The following is an 18275-nucleotide window of genomic DNA, read 5'->3' as shown; positions in this document are numbered from 1 at the left end:
ACTATGATTAATAACGTTGTACTGGTGGGTCGCATGACCCGTGATGCTGAGCTTCGCTATACTCCGCAGAACCAAGCGGTCGCAACATTTACTCTGGCTGTCAATCGCAACTTTAAAAATCAAAGTGGCGAGCGAGAAGCGGACTTTATCAATGTTGTCATCTGGCGTCAGCAGGCAGAAAATCTTGCAAACTGGGCTAAAAAAGGAGCCCTAATCGGAATTACAGGTCGTATTCAAACGCGTAACTACGAGAATCAGCAAGGCCAGCGTGTCTATGTCACAGAAGTTGTTGCGGACACTTTCCAACTCTTGGAAAGTCGCTCTAACCGTGAAGGTCAGTCATCTGGCGGTTACGGTGGGAACAGCTTCGGCGGCAGCTCTGCTCCAAGTTATGGCAGTGCAGACTCATCTAACCAAGTACCGAACTTTTCTCGTGATGAGAGCCCATTTGGCAATTCTAACCCGATGGATATCTCAGACGACGATCTACCTTTCTAAGGATTGAATCTAACTATAATATAAAGGAGAAAACACATGGCTCAACAACGTCGTGGCGGATTCAAACGCCGTAAAAAAGTTGATTACATCGCAGCGAACAAAATTGAATATGTTGATTACAAAGATACTGAGCTTCTTAGCCGTTTCGTTTCAGAACGTGGGAAAATCCTTCCTCGTCGTGTAACAGGAACTTCAGCTAAAAACCAACGTAAAGTAACAACAGCTATCAAACGCGCTCGCGTAATGGCTTTGATGCCTTTCGTAAATGAAGACTAATTAGATTCCCTGCCTCGGCAGGGATTTTTTAGATAATAGAAGAATTGTATAATAAAAAGACAGTTTGATTTGAACTGTCTTTTTAAGTATTATTTGATTTAAAGATTTCTTATCTCGTCGGTCCCATAGTCGCGCTCTTGATGTTGAAGCGTTTTTTGAGATAGAAACGAAGGGCTAGGGTAATAGCACCGACAATAGCAACTACGACATTGGACAGGCGGGGATTGAGGAATTCGGGCAGGAGGCTGGTCAATACGATGGACATGCTCCAGAGGAGAATAGCCGCTGCCATGGTCAGGATGGACTTGAGTAGCTTAGGACGCTGGCTGCGGTCCTTGTCTGGTCCGTAGAAACGGTAGATAAAGTGGTAGAGGGCATAGAAAGAAAGGCCACCGACGATGCTTCCAAGAACGAGAGTCGTCAGTCCATAGACAGATAGTTGAGAGGAAGCTAGATTGACGATTGAGGTCAGGAGGGTAAAGAAACCAAAGATGAAGAGAACAGAGTCCAGCATCATCCATTTAGGATCGTCATTTTCTTTTGGATGTTCGGCATCATAGCGCTCTTTTGCAGTCAGAGAAGCTGCCCAAGTAGTTGGGGCTCCGTAGAGGCCGCGGGCAGTGATTCCCTTGGCTTGATTTTCCAGAATTTCCGGCAGAATGCCTTCTAAGATAGTCTGGATTTCCTGATCGGATTTGCCGTCTTGTAGGAGCTGGTTAGTCGCGATATGGATAAATTCTTTGTTTTTTTTGCTGAGTTTGTCGAGGGATACTTGTGACATAGGCGTTCTTTCTAAAGGCTAAAATAGTTTTTTGTGCATGAGGTAGGCCATGACCGAAGCACTCATGGCAAAGGCGATGAACATGATAATCCAGAAGGCATGTGGCTCACCGTTGAGAGGCAATTCGTTATTTTTGAAGTTCATCCCATAGGCCGAGAAAATCATGGTAGGGATGGACATGACGATGGTCACCAGAGCCAAGGCTTTCATGATATTGTTCTGGTTATTAGAAATGATAGAGGCAAAGGTCTCTGTCATACTGTGGAGGATGTTGCCGTAGATATCAGCCATCTCAATGGCCTGCTGGGTTTCAATCAGTGTATCTTCCAGTAAGTCCTCATCTTCCAGGTATTTCTTGATATTGCTAGTGGAGCTGGTCAGCTTCTTAATCACGCGCTCATTTGTCTTAAGGGAGGCTTTGAAATAGACGATGGTCTTTTCCAACTCCATAAGCTCAATCAGTTCTTCATTTCGCGTGGACTTGTGCAGTTGACTTTCAATCTGCTCACTCTTGCGGTCAATGGAGCGCAGGGCTGTCAGATACAGCTCGGCATTGTGGTAGAGAATCTGAAAGATGAAACGTGACTTCATAAAAGTATAGAAGTTGCGCAGGCGCCTGTGAATGAAGATGTCCAGCAGAGGTAATTTTTCCAAACAAGTGGTAATAATAGCCTCTTCCGTGATGATAATACCAAGGGGGATCGTGACATAGTAAGTCTGGTTATTCCGCTCCTCAGTGATGGGCACGTCAACGATGATCAGTGTATACTCATCCTCGATCGTAAGTCGGGACATTTCTTCTGCATCGAGCGGTGCTCGCAGGTCGGCGATGTCAATACCAAAGGCGTTGGCGATTTCAATTGATTCGCTCTGGGAAGGGTTGACAAGATTGATCCAGGTGCCTGATTCGAGCGAATCAATCTCTTTGAATTCTGTCGTAGTTGATAAAAAGACTTGCTTCATAATCATTTTCCTTTCCAGAGTGTTTTTTGCATACCGTACTATTATACTACAAATTCGGGTTTTTGGGGCAAAAGTTTGCAGAAAAATTTGTTATAATGGAGAAGGTTTATAAGTGAAACGAGGTCAAAATGCAAGATAAAATTGTGATTCATGGAGCGCGAGCTCATAATTTAAAAAATATTGATGTAGAAATTCCGCGGGACAAGCTAGTCGTGGTGACGGGGCTGTCCGGTTCGGGCAAGTCCAGTCTGGCTTTTGATACCCTCTATGCTGAGGGGCAGCGCCGCTATGTGGAGAGTCTGTCGGCCTATGCTCGGCAGTTTTTGGGCAATATGGAAAAGCCGGATGTGGACTCGATTGATGGTCTCAGCCCGGCTATTTCCATCGACCAGAAGACGACCAGTAAAAATCCTCGCTCAACAGTGGGAACTGCAACCGAAATCAATGACTACTTGCGTCTGCTCTATGCTCGTGTTGGGACGCCATACTGTATCAACGGTCATGGGGCTATTACGGCTTCATCTGTCGAGCAGATTGTTGACAAGGTCTTGGAATTGCCAGAGCGTCAGCGGTTGCAGATTTTAGCGCCGGTCATCCGCAAGAAAAAGGGCCAGCATAAGACCGTTTTTGATAAGATTCAGAAAGACGGTTATGTCCGTGTGCGCGTGGATGGCGATATTTACGATGTGACGGAAGTACCAGAGCTGTCCAAGAGCAAGCAACATGATATTGAGGTCGTAGTAGACAGAATTGTCATTAAGGAAGGGGTGCGCAGTCGCCTCTTTGACTCGGTCGAAGCTGCTCTGCGGATTGCTGAGGGGTATGTGGTGATTGACACCATGGACGGCGAGGAGTTGCTCTTTTCGGAGCATTATGCCTGTCCAGTCTGCGGCTTTACAGTCCCAGAGCTAGAACCACGACTCTTCTCTTTCAATGCGCCTTTTGGCTCCTGTCCGGACTGTGATGGTCTGGGGGTTAAGCTGGAGGTGGATCTAGATGTGGTTGTGCCAGAAGCTAGCAAGACCTTACGCGAAGGAGCGCTAGCACCTTGGAATCCCATCTCTTCCAACTACTATCCGCAGATGCTGGAGCAGGCCATGACGGCTTTTGGCATTGATATGGATAAGCCTTTTGAGGAGCTGACTGAGGAAGAAAAACAGCTGATTTTCTTTGGCTCAGATGGGCGGGAGTTTCATTTCCACTATGAAAATGAATTTGGGGGTGTGCGCGATATTGACATTCCTTTTGAGGGGGTTGTCACCAATATCAACCGCCGCTACCATGAGACCAATAGTGATTTTACTCGGACGCAGATGCGGGCTTATATGAATGAGCTGACTTGTGCAGCTTGTCATGGTTATCGACTCAGTCCCCAGGCCTTGTCTGTCAAGGTTGGCGGCGAAGATGGCTTGCACATCGGTGAGATTTCAGACTTGTCCATTGCAGATCATTTGGAACAGTTGGAGAAGTTAAGTCTGACTGACAATGAAGCTACTATTGCGCGGCCTATTCTCAAAGAAATTCATGACCGGCTGACCTTCCTCAATAACGTTGGTCTTAATTACCTGACTTTGTCTCGCTCGGCTGGGACTCTATCAGGAGGAGAAAGCCAGCGGATTCGCTTGGCGACCCAGATTGGTTCTAACCTAAGCGGCGTCCTTTATATTCTGGACGAGCCCTCCATTGGCTTGCACCAGCGTGACAATGACCGCCTGATTGCCAGCCTCAAGAAGATGCGCGACCTGGGCAATACCCTCATCGTAGTTGAGCATGATGAGGATACCATGCGGGAGGCTGACTGGCTGATTGATGTGGGACCAGGAGCTGGTGTTTTCGGCGGTGAAATCGTCGCAGCAGGCACTCCTGCGCAAGTGGCTAAGAGCAAAAAATCCATCACTGGCCAATACCTGTCAGGTAAGCGCGAGATTCCAGTACCATTGGAACGCCGTGTAGGCAATGGCCGCTTTATTGAAGTGAAAGGGGCTCAGGAAAATAATCTGCAGAATATCACGGCCAGATTCCCCTTGGGCAAATTTATCGCTGTGACAGGAGTTTCTGGGTCTGGTAAGTCAACGCTGGTCAACTCTATCCTTAAAAAGGCCATCGCCCAAAAACTCAACCGCAATTCTGCCAAGCCAGGTAAGTTCAAGAAAATCAGCGGCATTGAGCATGTGGATCGATTGATTGATATTGACCAAAGTCCGATTGGTCGGACACCGCGCTCTAATCCGGCTACCTATACTGGAGTCTTTGACGATATTCGCGATCTGTTTGCCAAGACCAACGAAGCCAAGATTCGCGGCTACAAGAAGGGACGTTTCAGCTTTAATGTCAAGGGCGGCCGCTGTGAGGCCTGCTCGGGTGATGGGATTATCAAGATTGAAATGCACTTCCTGCCTGACGTCTATGTAGCCTGTGAGGTCTGCCACGGTACCCGCTATAATAGCGAGACTCTAGAAGTCCACTACAAGGAGAAGAATATCGCTCAGGTTCTGGACATGACGGTCAATGATGCGGTAGAATTCTTCCAGCACATTCCCAAGATTGCCCGCAAACTCCAGACCATCAAGGATGTGGGACTAGGCTATGTGACTCTGGGGCAGCCAGCCACCACTTTGTCAGGTGGTGAAGCCCAGCGGATGAAGCTAGCCAGCGAGCTTCACAAGCGCTCTACTGGTAAGTCCTTCTATATCTTGGATGAGCCGACCACGGGTCTGCATTCTGAAGACATTGCCAAGCTCCTTCATGTGTTATCACGCTTTGTGGACGATGGAAATACAGTCCTCGTTATCGAGCACAATCTGGATGTCATCAAGACAGCTGACCATATCATCGATTTAGGACCGGAAGGCGGTGTCGGTGGCGGTACGATTATTGCGACGGGTACACCGGAAGAAGTTGCTGCTAATCCAGCCAGCTATACCGGCCAGTACTTGAAAGGCAAGCTGCACGTAAAATAATTCATCAAATTCCTGTTTTTTTAGAAAAGAACAGGGATTTTTCGTGTTGGAGAATGCTCGTTGGATCTAAGTCCTAGATACGGTTTGTCAAAAAAATGTCCTATTTGACTGGTTTTTTGATATAATAAGCTTAGTTATTTCATGGAGGTGGCTCATGTTATCAAGAGTTGAGAAGTTTGAAGCAGCATTGGCTCAGACAGAATGTGACGCTGTTTTAGTAACCAATCTGAAAAATATTTACTATTTGACTGGCTTCAGTGGGACAGAAGCGACAGTTTTTATCAGCAAGAATCGTCGGATTTTCCTGACGGATGCGCGCTATACGCTGATTGCCAAGGGAGTTGTCCAAGGTTTTGATATTGTCGAAACGCGCGATGCGATTGGGGAGATTGTCAAGATTATTGCGGACGACAAGTTGCAAAAAATCGGCTTTGAGGACGAGATTTCCTATGCCTACTTCAAAATGCTGGAAAGTGTCTTCTCAGCCTACGAGCCGGTTCCCATGACAGGCTTTATTGAAAATCTGCGCATGATTAAAGATGAGCAAGAAATCGCGACCATTCGCAAGGCCTGTCAGATTTCGGATCAAGCTTTCCTAGACGTGCTGGATTTTATCAGGCCTGGTGAGACGACAGAACTGGCTGTTATGAACTTTTTAGATACCCGTATGCGGCAGCTAGGTGCTTCAGGCGCCTCTTTTGACTTCATCATCGCTTCGGGTTACCGCTCTGCTATGCCGCATGGCGTGGCTAGTGACAAGGTCATTCAAAAAGGGGAAACCCTGACCATGGACTTTGGCTGCTACTACAATCACTATGTCAGTGATATGACGCGGACTGTTCATGTGGGGCAGGTGACGGATGAGGAGCGGGAGATTTATGATATTGTCCTGCGCAGCAATCAAGCCCTGATAAAAGCAGCCAAGGCTGGGCTTAGCCGAATTGATTTTGACCGGATTCCGCGCCAGATTATTAACGATGCTGGTTACGGTCCTTACTTTAGCCACGGGATTGGCCATGGTATCGGTCTGGATATCCATGAAATTCCTTACTTTGGCAAGTCAGAAGAGCCGATTGAGGCCGGCATGGTCCTGACTGATGAGCCGGGTATCTATCTGGACGGCAAATACGGTGTCCGCATCGAAGACGATCTCCTCATCACAGAAACAGGCTGCGAAGTCCTAACTCTTGCGCCGAAAGAGTTGATTGTTATTTGAGAATTATCAGGCTTTATGATAGAATAAGTAGAAATATAATTTTAAAAAGAGGTAATATAGAATGATTGAAGCAAGTAAGCTGAAAGCTGGAATGACCTTCGAAACAGCTGATGGAAAACTCATCCGTGTTTTGGAAGCGAGCCACCACAAGCCAGGTAAGGGAAATACGATTATGCGGATGAAACTGCGCGATGTTCGTACTGGCTCTACCTTCGATACCAGCTACCGTCCAGAAGAAAAATTTGAACAAGCCATTATTGAAACTGTTCCAGCTCAATACTTGTACAAAATGGATGACACTGCTTATTTCATGAATACTGAGACTTATGATCAATATGAAATTCCAGTAGTCAATGTAGAAGAAGAATTGAAATTCATCCTTGAAAACTCTGATGTGAAAATCCAGTTCTACGGAACAGAAGTGATTGGTGTGACAGTACCAACAACAGTTGAATTGGTCGTAACAGATACTCAGCCGTCTATCAAGGGAGCTACTGTTACCGGATCTGGTAAGCCAGCTACACTTGAGACAGGTCTTGTTGTCAACGTACCAGACTTCATCGAAGTTGGACAAAAATTAATCATCAACACTGCAGAAGGAACTTACGTTTCTCGCGCATAATATAGAAGAGGTAATAACTATGGCAGCTGAACAATTAGGTGAAATCGTCATTGCGCCACGTGTTTTGGAAAAAATCATTGCCATTGCAACGGCAAAGGTAGAAGGTGTTTATTCCTTCGCAAATAAGAGTATGTCAGACAGTCTTTCCATGCGCTCCCTCGGTCGCGGAGTATCGCTTCATACCGATGAGACAGGTGATGTGACTGTAGATATCTACCTGTATTTGGAATACGGTGTCAGCGTTCCGACTGTTGCAGTAGCAATCCAGAAAGCTGTAAAAAGCGCTGTTTTTGATATGGCTGAGGTAGAGCTGTCTGCGGTCAATATCCATGTGGCAGGCATTGTTCCAGAAAAGGCACCGAAGCCAGACTTGAAAGATCTATTTGATGAGGACTTCCTCAATGACTGATATACTGTTGGAATCCAGAAGAGGTCTGCGCCAGCGGGCTTTTCAGGCCCTGATGAGCCTAGAGTATGAAGGGGATCTTGTAGAAGCTTGTCGCTTTGCCTATTCTTATGATAAGGACGAAGGGGCTGACAAAGCAACGGAAGCTGATATTCCAGCCTTCTTGCTCAATCTGGTCTCCGGTGTGGTCCAGTCCAAGGACGACTTGGATAAGAAAATTGCCCAGCACCTCAAAAAGGGCTGGACTGTGGATCGTTTGACGCTGGTCGAAAAAAATATCCTGCGTCTGGGTATCTTTGAGATTACAGAGTTTGACACGCCACAGTTGGTAGCAGTCAACGAAGCCATTGAGCTTTCCAAGCAATTCTCTGACGAAAAGTCCAGTAAGTTCATCAATGGGATTTTGAGTCAATTTATCGTTGAATAAAATGAAGGTCGAGACAAGTGTCTTGGCTTTTTTTGATTTGTGACATTCAGTTTGTCTCACTTCGTTAGGTGCAAGACAAATAAATCACCCACTATGCGATTGCGTATCAAGGATTATATCAAAAAACTCCAGACACGATACAATAAAGGTGTTCAAGCCAATTGTAAAGTGAAAGGAGGAAAAATCACAAAAAGTACATAGTTTATCACATATAAAGTGGATGTGTTCTATCACATTATGTTTACACTTAAATATATATGAAAAGTGATCTATAATCAATATCGAAGTGGTTTAGGTAGAATATTCCACCTATTATGTGTTTATAAAGATGTTGAAATTATAGAAGGGTACTTTATTCCGGATTATGTATATATGTTAATGAGTATCCCATCAAAAATAGGTGTTTTAAATTTTATGGGTTACTTGAAAAGTAAAAGTGCTCTTGTGATGTTTTATAAACATGTCAATCCTAAGTATAAATTTGAGAAAAGGTATTTTTGAGCAGAAAGCTATTACATGAGTACAGTTGAACTCAACGAAGCCACAATCAAGAAAGATATACAAGAGCAGGAAAAGCACAATATAGCAATGGATAGATTAAGTTTGAAAGAAGGTAAATATCTAAGTAGGGGTAGCGGTAAGTAATGCAAACGCCTCTTTGAGAGGCTTGTGACGAGTTAAGAGAAATGAAGCTTGAACAAAGTAAAAGCCAGCATCTTTTGGTGCTGGCTTTTGATATGAGCTAGGCTTATATCCCTGGTACAAACTATCTGTTAGATGAGGTGAATTATTTTGGCGCGATGACTTCTAATCCACCCATGTATGGACGCAGGACTTCTGGGATAGTCACAGAGCCATCTTCGTTTTGGTAATTTTCTAAGATAGCTGCTACTGTGCGTCCGACAGCCAGTCCAGAACCGTTGAGAGTATGAAGGAGTTTGACCTTACCATCTGCTTCGTCACGGTAGCGGATTTGTGCTCGACGAGCTTGGAAATCTTCTGTGTTAGAGCAACTAGAGATTTCACGGTAGGTGTTCTGAGCCGGAATCCAAACCTCCAAGTCGTAGGTCTTAGCGGCCGAGAATCCCATATCTCCAGTACAGAGTGCTACAACGCGGTAAGGCAGATTCAGCTTTTGCAGGATGTTTTCAGCGTTGGCAGTCATCTTTTCTAGCTCTTCATATGATTCTTCTGGCTTGGCAAATTTCACCATTTCAACCTTGTGGAATTGGTGCAAACGAATGAGACCGCGCGTGTCACGACCAGCAGAGCCCGCTTCAGAGCGGAATGATGGGCTCATAGCGGTGAAGTAGATTGGCAATTCTTTTCCGTCGAGAATTTCGTCTCGATAATAGTTGGTCAGTGGAACTTCAGCAGTCGGAATCAGAACGAAGTTGGTATCGCTTAGCTCAAAGGTATCTTCTTTGAACTTAGGATATTGCCCAGTCCCAAACATAGAATCGTGGTTGACCATGTAAGGAGTGATAACTTCGGTATAGCCTTCTTTGCCATGCTCGTCCAGCATGAAGTTGTAGATGGCACGCTCTAATCGAGCTCCTAAGCCCTTATAGAAGAGGAAGCGAGCACCAGTAACTTTTGCCCCACGTTCCCAGTCTAAGATGTCCAAATCCTCACCTAAATCCCAGTGAGCTTTAGCTTCAAAGTCAAATTGGCGTGGTGTACCCCAGCGACGAACTTCAACGTTTTCGTCCTCATCTACTCCGATAGGAACACTATCATGTGGAATATTAGGCAACGTGGTGGTGAACTCGGTCAACTTAGCGTCCAGCTCAGTCAAAGTTGCGTCTAGGGTTTTGACTTCAGCAGAGAGTTTTTGCATAGCAGCAATCTTGTCATCTGTATTTTCTTTGTTGCGTTTAGCTTGGGCAATTTCAGCAGAAACAGTATTGCGCTCAGCCTTGAGTTCTTCCACCTTAACTAACAAATCCCGACGTTCTTTGTCAATGGTTTTCATTTGGTTAAGGGTAGCGGTGTCAACACCTCGCGTAGCTAATTTTTCAGCGACAGAATCAAAATCTGTACGGATGCGTTTTAAATCTAACATAGGTACCTCCAAAAATAAAAAGCACTTTATGAAACTGTTGGAGCGGCAGAGCCGCGGTTCCATCCAACTTCACAAAAGTGCACTTGCTTAATTATTCATTTTTAAAACTAACGGTAGAATTTCCTATTTTCTCCCTATCTGCTCACAGCCGCCGCAGACTTTCTGAAAAGTGCCCAATAGTACTTATCCGTTTCGACTATTATACAGGATTTTCCGGAAAATGTAAATCCTAGGATAGGAAAAATCTTGACAGAAAAAGATAACTATGTTATCTTTAGATAAAGGTAACATAGTTATCTAAAGGAGTTCTTATGGTAAAACAAACAACGCGCGACCGTATGATTGAGAAAGCAAGCCAGCTTATTAGAGAGTATGGCTATCAGAATATTCCCTTGAGGAAACTGGCATCTTTGCTGGGAGTTACAACCGGTGCTTTTTACAAGGCTTTTGAGAACAAGGAGGAACTTTACTATCAGGTCTGTTTTTTGGAAAACCAGAAGCAGCTTAAGAGTTTAGAGGAGCAGTATCTAGATGGAGTCTCTGATCCTTTGGATTGCATTTGGCAGATAGGGCTCTTTCTTTTATCGGAATATAAGACTAACAGTCAGATGATGGATTTTCTCTTTTTCAGCCCTGTGGCGACAGAGGCTTATCGGAAAGGTGAGCTTCTGGAAATCGGGAACAAGACAGTGGATTATCTGGATCAGCTGCCTATTGAGAGTCAGAAAGAGAAAAAGATTCTTTTGCTCAAGCTGGACACCTTCATCACAGGCTATGGGCATTTTATTGCCAAAGGTTTGGAGCCTTTTGATGAGGAAGTCTATCGCTCAATGTTCAATGATTTACTAGGAGGTTACAAATATGAGTAAAAATCTCATTGTTTATGCACATCCCTATGATAAAAGCTTTAACCATGCCATTTTAGAGCAGGTTCAGGACTTGTTGGAGAAGAAAGGTCAGACCTATGAACTGATCGATCTCTATGTGGATGGTTTTAATCCTGTCTATACCAAGGAAGAGCTAGCGCTTTTTAATAAAGGTCAGGCACTAGACCCGCTGGTTTTAAAATATCAGGAAGCTCTTGCGTCCTGTGACCGCCTTATCATGATTTTTCCTATCTGGTGGGCGGATATGCCAGCTATTGTCAAGGGCTTTGAAGATAAGGTCTTTTTGAAAAATAAGATTTACGAGGAGACGAAAACTCGCCAGTTAGTTGGTCGTTTGACCAATATTAAAGAGGTATTGGCTATTACTACTTCAGCAGCACCGACTTTCTATCTTAAGTATTTCTGTGGTGATGTCGTCAAGAAAGCCATGTTGGGCCATACCTTTAAGTCTATCGGTGCTAGACAGCGCCGTTGGTTGAATTTCGGGAATATTTCTCAGTCTACAGCTGAAAAACGGCAGGCTTTTTTAGAAAAATTAGCAGAAAAGATTTGAAGAGGTAGTTATCATGATTCGTTTTAGAAGAGCAGATGAAAGGGATCTTGCTGCTGCAGTCTCAGTTTTAACTGCTGCTTTTGCTGAGCATGAGGTCTATAGAGAAAAATTCCGCCCTCTCTTTGGCAGCAGCCAGTCTTATATTGATTTTCTAAATAGATTGCATGCAGTTATGGTTAAGGCAGCGATGCGTCATCATATTTGCCTACTTGCTGAAGTGGACGGGTGTCTTATGGCGGTCGCTACTATTCATAAGCTCGGTAGCCATCCTGTCGGTATACTTTCCTTTTTGCGGGCAGGAGCATGGAGGATGTGGCAATATATTCCCCAGCTTTTAGCCTTTCAAAAAGTCTTTGGGGAGGGCAGTAAAGAAGCTAAAAAAAGGGGTATTTCAACTCTTTATCTTGAATTGCTGGGTGTGCTGCCTGATTATCAAGGACAGGGAGTTGGCGGTCTTTTTATATCAAAGGGACTTGAATTGCTTGCAAAAGAAGAAAAATGCCAGCGGATTACTTTAATTACTCATACAGAAAGCAACTGTCGTTTTTACAAAAAGAACGGATTTAAGCAGCTAGATGTCCGTGATGTTGAAGGTGTCAAGACATGGACTTTCGAGAAAAATTTAGCTGATGTTTATCCTTTTTGAAAATCTAATGATGCGGTCTTGCATTGATAATATCAGCTTACTTCATCCCATTATTTCAAGGGGGCTGAAATAGTGCATTCTCAGACTGATTCACTTTCCAATTTTTTGTGCTAGCTCCATTTTGGTCGTACAAGCAGCTTTTGTCGTAGTCGAAATATAAAAAAATAAGGTTGAAACTTTTCAACCCTATTTTTTCTTCTTAAAGATTCCAGCAATTTTTTGTAACAGAGTCGGCAATCTAACGACTTTGTCGTTGCCGATATGCTCTCGTGCAATTTTGAGTATCTTACCAGAGTCTTTGGAGGCAAAGAGAAACTTTCCTTTGTCAGTCCAGATTTCAAAATGGCGGCTGACTTTTTTACCAGAAACATTAGCACCGATAGTAGTGATGCTAGTCCAAGGCAGCTGAATATAATCTTCTACGTTGGCATCAGCATAAAACTCCAGAGCTGTCTCGCCGATTAAAAATTTCCCAACCTTTCCGCCTAATCCAAGATAGGAAACGCCAGTGGTATTAAACTCAACTGTTTTGTTTTGTGACTGTGCCATAGAGTAACTCCCTTTTAAATAATATAGCTATTATACCACAATAAAAAGAAGGCCGAAACCTTCTTTTTGATTACATCAAACCAGCAACGTGAGCTAGTACACCAACTACGAAGAGGGCGATGATGATCGTGATAGGGGACACTTTCTTCTTAAGCAACCACATACAAGCGAAAGTTAGAAGCAGTCCCATCAAACCAGGAATCAAGGAATCCAAGTTTTGTTGGAAAGTTGTAACTTTTTCAGGGGTTTGAGATAGTCCTTGACCTACTTGAGCAAAGGCTTCTTGGATACCCTTATAGCCACTAGACAATTTGTCCCAATGGATATATGCTTTATCATCTAGCTTAACAGATGATACGTTAAAGACAAACTTAATAGATACCCAGCGCTCAACCAGAACAGCCAAGATAAACATACCTAGGATTGAAGCACCTTTGGTAATGTCTTGGAGGATACCACCAGACATGTCTTTAGTGATTTCAGAACCAGCCTTGTAGCCCAATTCTTGTGTGTACCAGAGGAAAGCCATCCGGATAGCATTCCAAGCTAAGAAGAAGATAAGTGGCCCAATGATATTTCCAGTCAAAGCAAGAGATGCACCAAGTGCTCCAAGGATAGGACGAACTGTGAACCAGAAGACAGGGTCTCCGATACCAGCCAGAGGTCCCATCATACCGATTTTAACCCCTTGAATAGCCGCATCGTCAATTGCTGCACCATTTGCTTTCTCTTCTTCAAGCGCAAGTGTAACTCCGATGATTGGAGCTGCTACATATGGGTGAGTGTTGAAGAATTCCAAGTGACGCTCAAGAGCAGCAGCTTGATCTTCTTTTTTAGTATAAAGCTTCTTAATAGCTGGAATCAGTGAATAAGCCCAGCCCAAGTTTTGCATACGTTCGTAGTTCCAAGAGCCTTGCAAGAAAGTAGAACGCCACCAAACTTTTTGACGGTCAGCCTTTGAAAGAGTCAATTTTCCTGACTCATCAGGTTTTACAGTATTTAATTCTGTCATGATAGTGTGTCTCCTTTCTTAGTAGTCTTCCAGGATGTCGCCGATTGGATCGTTAGATGAAGCTGTTGCTCCGCCACCGCCATTTCCGCCTTTTTTAGACAGAGCGAGGTAGATGAGGGCAATAGCGACACCAATTGCACCGAGGGCAATCAGAGTGAGTTCGCTGACAGCAGCCAAAGCGAAACCAATAGCGAAGAATGGCCATACTTCACGAGTTGCCATCATGTTGATAACCATGGCATAACCAACGGCTACGACCATACCACCACCGATTTGCATACCTTCTGATAGCCAAGCTGGCATAGCTTCAAGAGCAGATTTAACAGACTCAGCAGGAATCATCAAAAGAAGTGCTGCAGGGATAGCAATACGTGCTCCTTGCATGAAAAGAGCGATAAAGTGAGCGCGTTCAACTCCTTTAATGTCTCCTTTTTTCGCAGCAGCATCTGCACCGTGAACCAAACCGACTGACAAAGTACGGACAATCATAGTCAAGAAGAGACCAGCAACAGCAAGTGGAATAGCAACACCTTGTGCTACAGCGATTCCTTTGCTTGAGAAGTCTCCGCCCAGTACCATGATGATGGCAGCGGCAACAGAAGCGAGGGCGGCATCAGGTGCTACAGCAGCTCCGATATTAGCCCAGCCAAGAGCGATCAGCTGGAGAGAGCCACCCAGCATAACACCGGCAGCCAAATTACCAGTTACCAGTCCAATCAAGGTACAAGCAACCAGCGGTTGGTGGAATTGGAATTGGTCCAAGATACCTTCTAGACCAGCTAAGAAGGCAACAAAGACTACTAAAACCATAGAAATAATAGACATGTTCTAAATCCTTTCGTAAATTAATAAAAGCAAAACGTTTGATTCTACTGCACGTTGGCTTTCTTAATCAAATCAAACAAATCTTTTTTAGAGTCATTTGGTACTTTACGTACGTCGAATTCAACGCCAAGGTCGCGCAGTTTTTCATAAGTGGCAACGTCTTCCTTGTCCATTGACAGTACGTTGTTGACCATCGTTTTACCAGTTGAGTGAGCCATAGAACCAACGTTAAGGGTCTTGATTGGCACACCGCCTTCAACAGCACGAAGGGCGTCTTGAGGAGTTTCAAACAGAATCAAGGCATGAGTGTTGCCAAAGCGAGGGTCTTTTGAAACAGCAATCAATTTGTCGATTGGGACAACATTGGCTTTGACATTACCTGGTGCAGCTTGCTTAATCAACTCTTTACGAAGTTCGTCTTGAGCTACTGAATCAGAAGCAACGATAATACGATCTGCTTTTGAATCTGGCGTCCAAGCTGTTGCTACCTGACCGTGCAGCAAACGTGTGTCGATCCGGGCAAGGTTGATTTTGAGCTTGCCATCACCGATTACAGTCCCTTCAGGGATCGCTGCTTGGGCAACTGGAGCAGCTGCGGCAGGAGCATTTGCTTCTTCAGCAGCAGGATTCAGCTCTTCAGGCAGAGCTTTGACTCCTTCCTTGGCTTCTTTGATGATATTAGCAACAACAGCTTCAACGCCGGCGTTGGCATCCATCATCCTTTCTGTATAAGCTTGAATCAGCATAGGCAGGTTCAAGCCTGTAATGATAGCGAACTTGCGGTCTGGATTTTCACCCATGACACGGCTAGCTTGGTTGAATGGAGAGCCACTCCAAAGGTCAGCCAAGACCAACACTTCATCGTCCGCATCAAACGAAGCCACAGCGTCATTGAACTTTGCATAGAGATCATCTGGTCCTTCGTTGGGCATGAAAGTTACAACTTGTACTTTTTCCTGCTCACCGAAAATCATAGAACCTGATTGATGAATACCAGCAGCAAATTCACCGTGGCTAGCAATAATGATTCCGATACTCATTATTGACATTCCTCCTTATAAAATGTTTGACTTAAGTTTTAAGAAAACTTTAAGGCAAGTTTATTATAAAACGTTTTCATGAAAAATGCAAGCGTTTGTTCCTAAAAACGACTTTTTCTTTCAAAAATGTCAGTATTCACTGAATGCCTGATAAATATAGGTATAAGCAAACCATAGCTATAGAAATGTTTTAATAAATTAGGAAAACGGAAAATACAACAGATTAACATATGAAAAAAGTGTGAAATAATATGAAAGAGACTTTTGAAATGAAAGAAAAGAATCGTGTTTGAGAAAGTGTTTATTTTTCAAAAAAGAAAGAGGAGGACCAAAGACAAAAAATCGCATCTAATGTCTTTAGTCTCCCTCTATAATGGCAAAAGTTTCTAAATAATATCAAGTCTGTCCATCATACGTTTCCAAGAGCTTGGTAAATGTTGGGATTGACATGTTTTAAAGTATTAGTGTGTGAAGTCAAGTACCATACGTCCCTGAATGGTACCCGCTTCCATTTCGTCAAAGACATCCACTGCATCTGAAACAGGGCGCTTTTGAACGACAGGAACCACTAATCCTTCAGCACCAAACTGGAAGGCTTCTTCCAAGTCCTTGCGTGTACCAACGAGGGAACCAATGACTTGGATACCATCTAAAACAGTTTTGACAATGCTGAGGTCCATCATTTCAGATGGCAATCCAACGGCAACTACCCGACCGCCAGCACGAACAGAGTCAACAGCTTGGTTGAAGGCAACTTTAGAAACGGCTGTTACTACGGCAGAATGTGCACCGCCAGTTTTTTCTTGGATAAGAGCAGTGACATCTTCAACTTCATGACCGTTGATGACGATGTCAGCACCAACTTCTTTGGCCAGAGCGAGTTTGTCATTGTTGATATCAACAGCAACAACATGGGCATTAAAGACTTTCTTGGCATATTGAACCGCTAGGTTACCCAATCCACCTGCTCCAAAGATAACTGTCCATTGGCCTGGCTGCAACTGAGCTTCTTTGATAGCCTTGTAGGTAGTTACACCGGCACAAGTGATAGAAGAAGCTTGGGCAGGATCCAGTCCTTCAGGAACTTTGACAGCATAATCGGCTGTTACGATACATTGCTCTGCCATCCCACCGTCAACAGAATAACCAGCATTTTTTACAGTACGGCAAAGGGTTTCGCGGCCAGTTGTACAGTATTCACAAGCGCCACAGCCTTCAAAGAACCAAGCGACACTGACGCGGTCTCCGACTTTGAGGCTTTTTACATCTGGAGCGATTTCTTTGACAATGCCGATACCTTCATGGCCAAGAACGCGGCCCGGTACCTTGCCAAAGTCGCCGTGCGCGACGTGCAAATCCGTATGGCAGACACCACAGTATTCGATATCAACGAGAGCTTCCCCTGTTTCAAGAGGACGCATTTCTTTATTTTCGATGAGTTGGACATTAGTTCCCTCTGGATTTACAACAACTGCTTTCATAAGTAGTTTCCTCCTGTTATTTAGTTTTTGATTATGTTAATTATATCACAAACTCAAACAAATAGCGAACGCTTACAATTTCAAGCAGAAGTAACCTTTAAAACTATGGTACTGCGGATAAGCTTCTATTTTTAAAGCTTTTGAGCATGATTGAGGTCGAGAGAAGACACAAAAGAAAAGACAAACTCTCAAACAGAGTTTGCCAAATTGTCTACTTTTATAAAAATAGTTTGTTGAGTTCGTGGGCGACACCATCTTGGTCGTTAGTCAGAGATAATTGCTGGTCGGCGTAGGGCAGCAGGTCAGTATTGGCATTTTTCATGGCATAGCCAGTGCCAGCAAAGGACAGCATCTCAGTATCATTTTGCTCATCACCAAAGGCAATCAGATTTTTACGATCCACATTGAGAACATTAAGCAGGTACTGAAGGGCGAAGGCCTTATTGACCCCTTTTGGAGCACACTCGAGAATGTTGAGCGGCCCGCCCCAAGAGTTGATAGCAAGTTCATGCTGGTAAAAAGCATTCATTTCCTCTGCCAGAGCATATTTATCAGCTGCTCGCGTCTGCAGGAGAATGGCGTTAGGATTCTCCGTTACCAAGTTGGCTTGAAACTGATTTTCAGGCTTAAAAGCATCGATGCCAAATAGCTTAGGATCAGCAATTTCTTCATTGGGATTGGTGATGTAGAACTTATTGCGGTATTCGCCAGCAATGAAATCTGCTTCAATCTCATCCTTGCGCTTAACCATATCCAGCAGAAAGGACTTATCCAGCGTCAGCGATTTTTCAAAGTCCCATTTCTTTTCTGGGATGTGAGTCAAAGAGCCGTTGAAGTTGATCATGGGCGTTTTGAGCTCTAATTCTTTATAATATTTCAAAGCCATGCGATAGGGCCGGCCTGTTGTGATAATGACCTTGTGGCCCTTTTGGGAAATTTTTTTGATAGTTTCTTTGGTGAAGTCAGACAGATTGCTGTTAGAATCCAGCAAGGTTCCGTCCAAGTCCACAGCGATTACTTTTTTTGTCATGTGAGTCTCTTTTCAGTGATAATACAGACTATTATAAC

19 protein-coding genes and 1 pseudogene are annotated in these 18275 nt (G+C 44.1%); 11 read left to right on the top strand and 9 right to left on the bottom strand.

Features of this window, described 5'->3' with window-relative positions:
* Positions 1 to 3: 3 nt before the first annotated feature.
* Together J1C86_RS09580 and rpsR are read left to right on the top strand one after the other, a co-directional pair.
* Positions 4 to 498 (top strand): single-stranded DNA-binding protein, encoded by a 495-nt coding sequence (locus J1C86_RS09580; protein WP_002919624.1) that lies wholly within the window; start codon positions 4 to 6, stop codon positions 496 to 498.
* Between the two features lie 36 nt (positions 499 to 534).
* Complete coding sequence (rpsR, locus tag J1C86_RS09575; RefSeq protein ID WP_000068664.1) at positions 535 to 774, top strand: 30S ribosomal protein S18; 240 nt, start codon at positions 535 to 537, stop codon at positions 772 to 774.
* A 109-nt stretch (positions 775 to 883) separates the two neighbouring features.
* Here the strand turns inward: rpsR and J1C86_RS09570 are convergent, their stop codons facing one another.
* Positions 884 to 1555, bottom strand: coding sequence for a DUF1129 domain-containing protein (locus tag J1C86_RS09570; RefSeq protein WP_125405956.1), 672 nt, complete (start codon positions 1553 to 1555; stop codon positions 884 to 886).
* Positions 1556 to 1573: 18 nt separating this feature from the next.
* Positions 1574 to 2518 carry a magnesium transporter CorA family protein gene (locus J1C86_RS09565; protein WP_032912532.1) on the bottom strand — a complete coding sequence of 315 codons (945 nt, stop codon included), beginning with the start codon at positions 2516 to 2518 and terminating at the stop codon, positions 1574 to 1576.
* A 128-nt stretch (positions 2519 to 2646) separates the two neighbouring features.
* On the opposite strand from J1C86_RS09565, the gene uvrA reads away from it, so the two are divergent.
* From uvrA to tnpA, 6 genes and pseudogenes are all read left to right on the top strand, one after another.
* On the top strand, positions 2647 to 5478 hold the full coding sequence (gene uvrA, locus J1C86_RS09560; protein WP_125405953.1) for an excinuclease ABC subunit UvrA: 2832 nt from the start codon (positions 2647 to 2649) through the stop codon (positions 5476 to 5478).
* Positions 5479 to 5632: 154 nt separating this feature from the next.
* Positions 5633 to 6694 carry a M24 family metallopeptidase gene (locus J1C86_RS09555; RefSeq protein WP_125405950.1) on the top strand — a complete coding sequence of 354 codons (1062 nt, stop codon included), beginning with the start codon at positions 5633 to 5635 and terminating at the stop codon, positions 6692 to 6694.
* Positions 6695 to 6755: 61 nt separating this feature from the next.
* Positions 6756 to 7316, top strand: coding sequence for an elongation factor P (gene efp / locus J1C86_RS09550; protein WP_002910568.1), 561 nt, complete (start codon positions 6756 to 6758; stop codon positions 7314 to 7316).
* Between the two features lie 19 nt (positions 7317 to 7335).
* Positions 7336 to 7725, top strand: coding sequence for an Asp23/Gls24 family envelope stress response protein (locus tag J1C86_RS09545; RefSeq protein ID WP_002896484.1), 390 nt, complete (start codon positions 7336 to 7338; stop codon positions 7723 to 7725).
* Positions 7718 to 8149, top strand: coding sequence for a transcription antitermination factor NusB (nusB, locus tag J1C86_RS09540; RefSeq protein WP_004188227.1), 432 nt, complete (start codon positions 7718 to 7720; stop codon positions 8147 to 8149). The genes J1C86_RS09545 and nusB overlap by 8 nt, the downstream gene beginning before the upstream one ends.
* 220 nt (positions 8150 to 8369) lie before the next feature.
* Positions 8370 to 8794 (top strand): annotated as a pseudogene (tnpA, locus tag J1C86_RS09535) (IS200/IS605 family transposase).
* A gap of 142 nt (positions 8795 to 8936) precedes the next feature.
* Here the strand turns inward: tnpA and serS are convergent.
* Complete coding sequence (gene serS, locus J1C86_RS09530) at positions 8937 to 10214, bottom strand: serine--tRNA ligase (protein WP_125408780.1); 1278 nt, start codon at positions 10212 to 10214, stop codon at positions 8937 to 8939.
* A gap of 311 nt (positions 10215 to 10525) precedes the next feature.
* Here serS and J1C86_RS09525 point away from each other — a divergent pair, with 311 nt between their 5' ends.
* Genes J1C86_RS09525 through J1C86_RS09515 form a run of 3 tightly spaced genes read left to right on the top strand, consistent with a single transcriptional unit; the run spans position 10526 to position 12300 of the window.
* Positions 10526 to 11083, top strand: a complete 558-nt coding sequence (locus tag J1C86_RS09525) for a TetR/AcrR family transcriptional regulator (RefSeq protein ID WP_125405944.1) — start codon at positions 10526 to 10528, stop codon at positions 11081 to 11083.
* Complete coding sequence (locus tag J1C86_RS09520; protein WP_125405941.1) at positions 11076 to 11654, top strand: NAD(P)H-dependent oxidoreductase; 579 nt, start codon at positions 11076 to 11078, stop codon at positions 11652 to 11654. The genes J1C86_RS09525 and J1C86_RS09520 overlap by 8 nt, the downstream gene beginning before the upstream one ends.
* A gap of 13 nt (positions 11655 to 11667) precedes the next feature.
* Positions 11668 to 12300, top strand: a complete 633-nt coding sequence (locus tag J1C86_RS09515) for a GNAT family N-acetyltransferase (protein WP_125405938.1) — start codon at positions 11668 to 11670, stop codon at positions 12298 to 12300.
* Positions 12301 to 12486: 186 nt separating this feature from the next.
* Here J1C86_RS09515 and J1C86_RS09510 read toward each other — a convergent pair whose 3' ends face one another.
* The 6 genes from J1C86_RS09510 to J1C86_RS09485 form a co-directional block, all read right to left on the bottom strand.
* On the bottom strand, positions 12487 to 12849 hold the full coding sequence (locus J1C86_RS09510; RefSeq protein ID WP_002920098.1) for a DUF956 family protein: 363 nt from the start codon (positions 12847 to 12849) through the stop codon (positions 12487 to 12489).
* 70 nt (positions 12850 to 12919) lie between these two features.
* A complete protein-coding gene (locus J1C86_RS09505) occupies positions 12920 to 13861 on the bottom strand; it encodes a PTS system mannose/fructose/sorbose family transporter subunit IID (protein WP_002893579.1) in 942 nt (313 codons plus the stop codon).
* Between the two features lie 18 nt (positions 13862 to 13879).
* Entirely contained in the window at positions 13880 to 14686 is an 807-nt protein-coding gene (locus J1C86_RS09500) for a PTS mannose/fructose/sorbose transporter subunit IIC (protein ID WP_002893578.1), read from the bottom strand.
* Between the two features lie 44 nt (positions 14687 to 14730).
* Positions 14731 to 15726 (bottom strand): PTS sugar transporter subunit IIB, encoded by a 996-nt coding sequence (locus J1C86_RS09495; protein ID WP_002893577.1) that lies wholly within the window; start codon positions 15724 to 15726, stop codon positions 14731 to 14733.
* A gap of 461 nt (positions 15727 to 16187) precedes the next feature.
* A complete protein-coding gene (gene adhP / locus J1C86_RS09490; RefSeq protein WP_125405936.1) occupies positions 16188 to 17207 on the bottom strand; it encodes an alcohol dehydrogenase AdhP in 1020 nt (339 codons plus the stop codon).
* Between the two features lie 217 nt (positions 17208 to 17424).
* Complete coding sequence (locus J1C86_RS09485) at positions 17425 to 18237, bottom strand: Cof-type HAD-IIB family hydrolase (RefSeq protein WP_125405933.1); 813 nt, start codon at positions 18235 to 18237, stop codon at positions 17425 to 17427.
* Between the last annotated feature and the right edge of the window lie 38 nt (positions 18238 to 18275).

Source organism: Streptococcus sanguinis (assembly GCF_050220005.1).
Classification (GTDB): Bacteria; Bacillota; Bacilli; order Lactobacillales; family Streptococcaceae; genus Streptococcus; species Streptococcus sanguinis_Z.
Note: the sequence above shows the minus strand (reverse complement) of the source record. Positions and strands in the feature narration are given on the sequence as shown.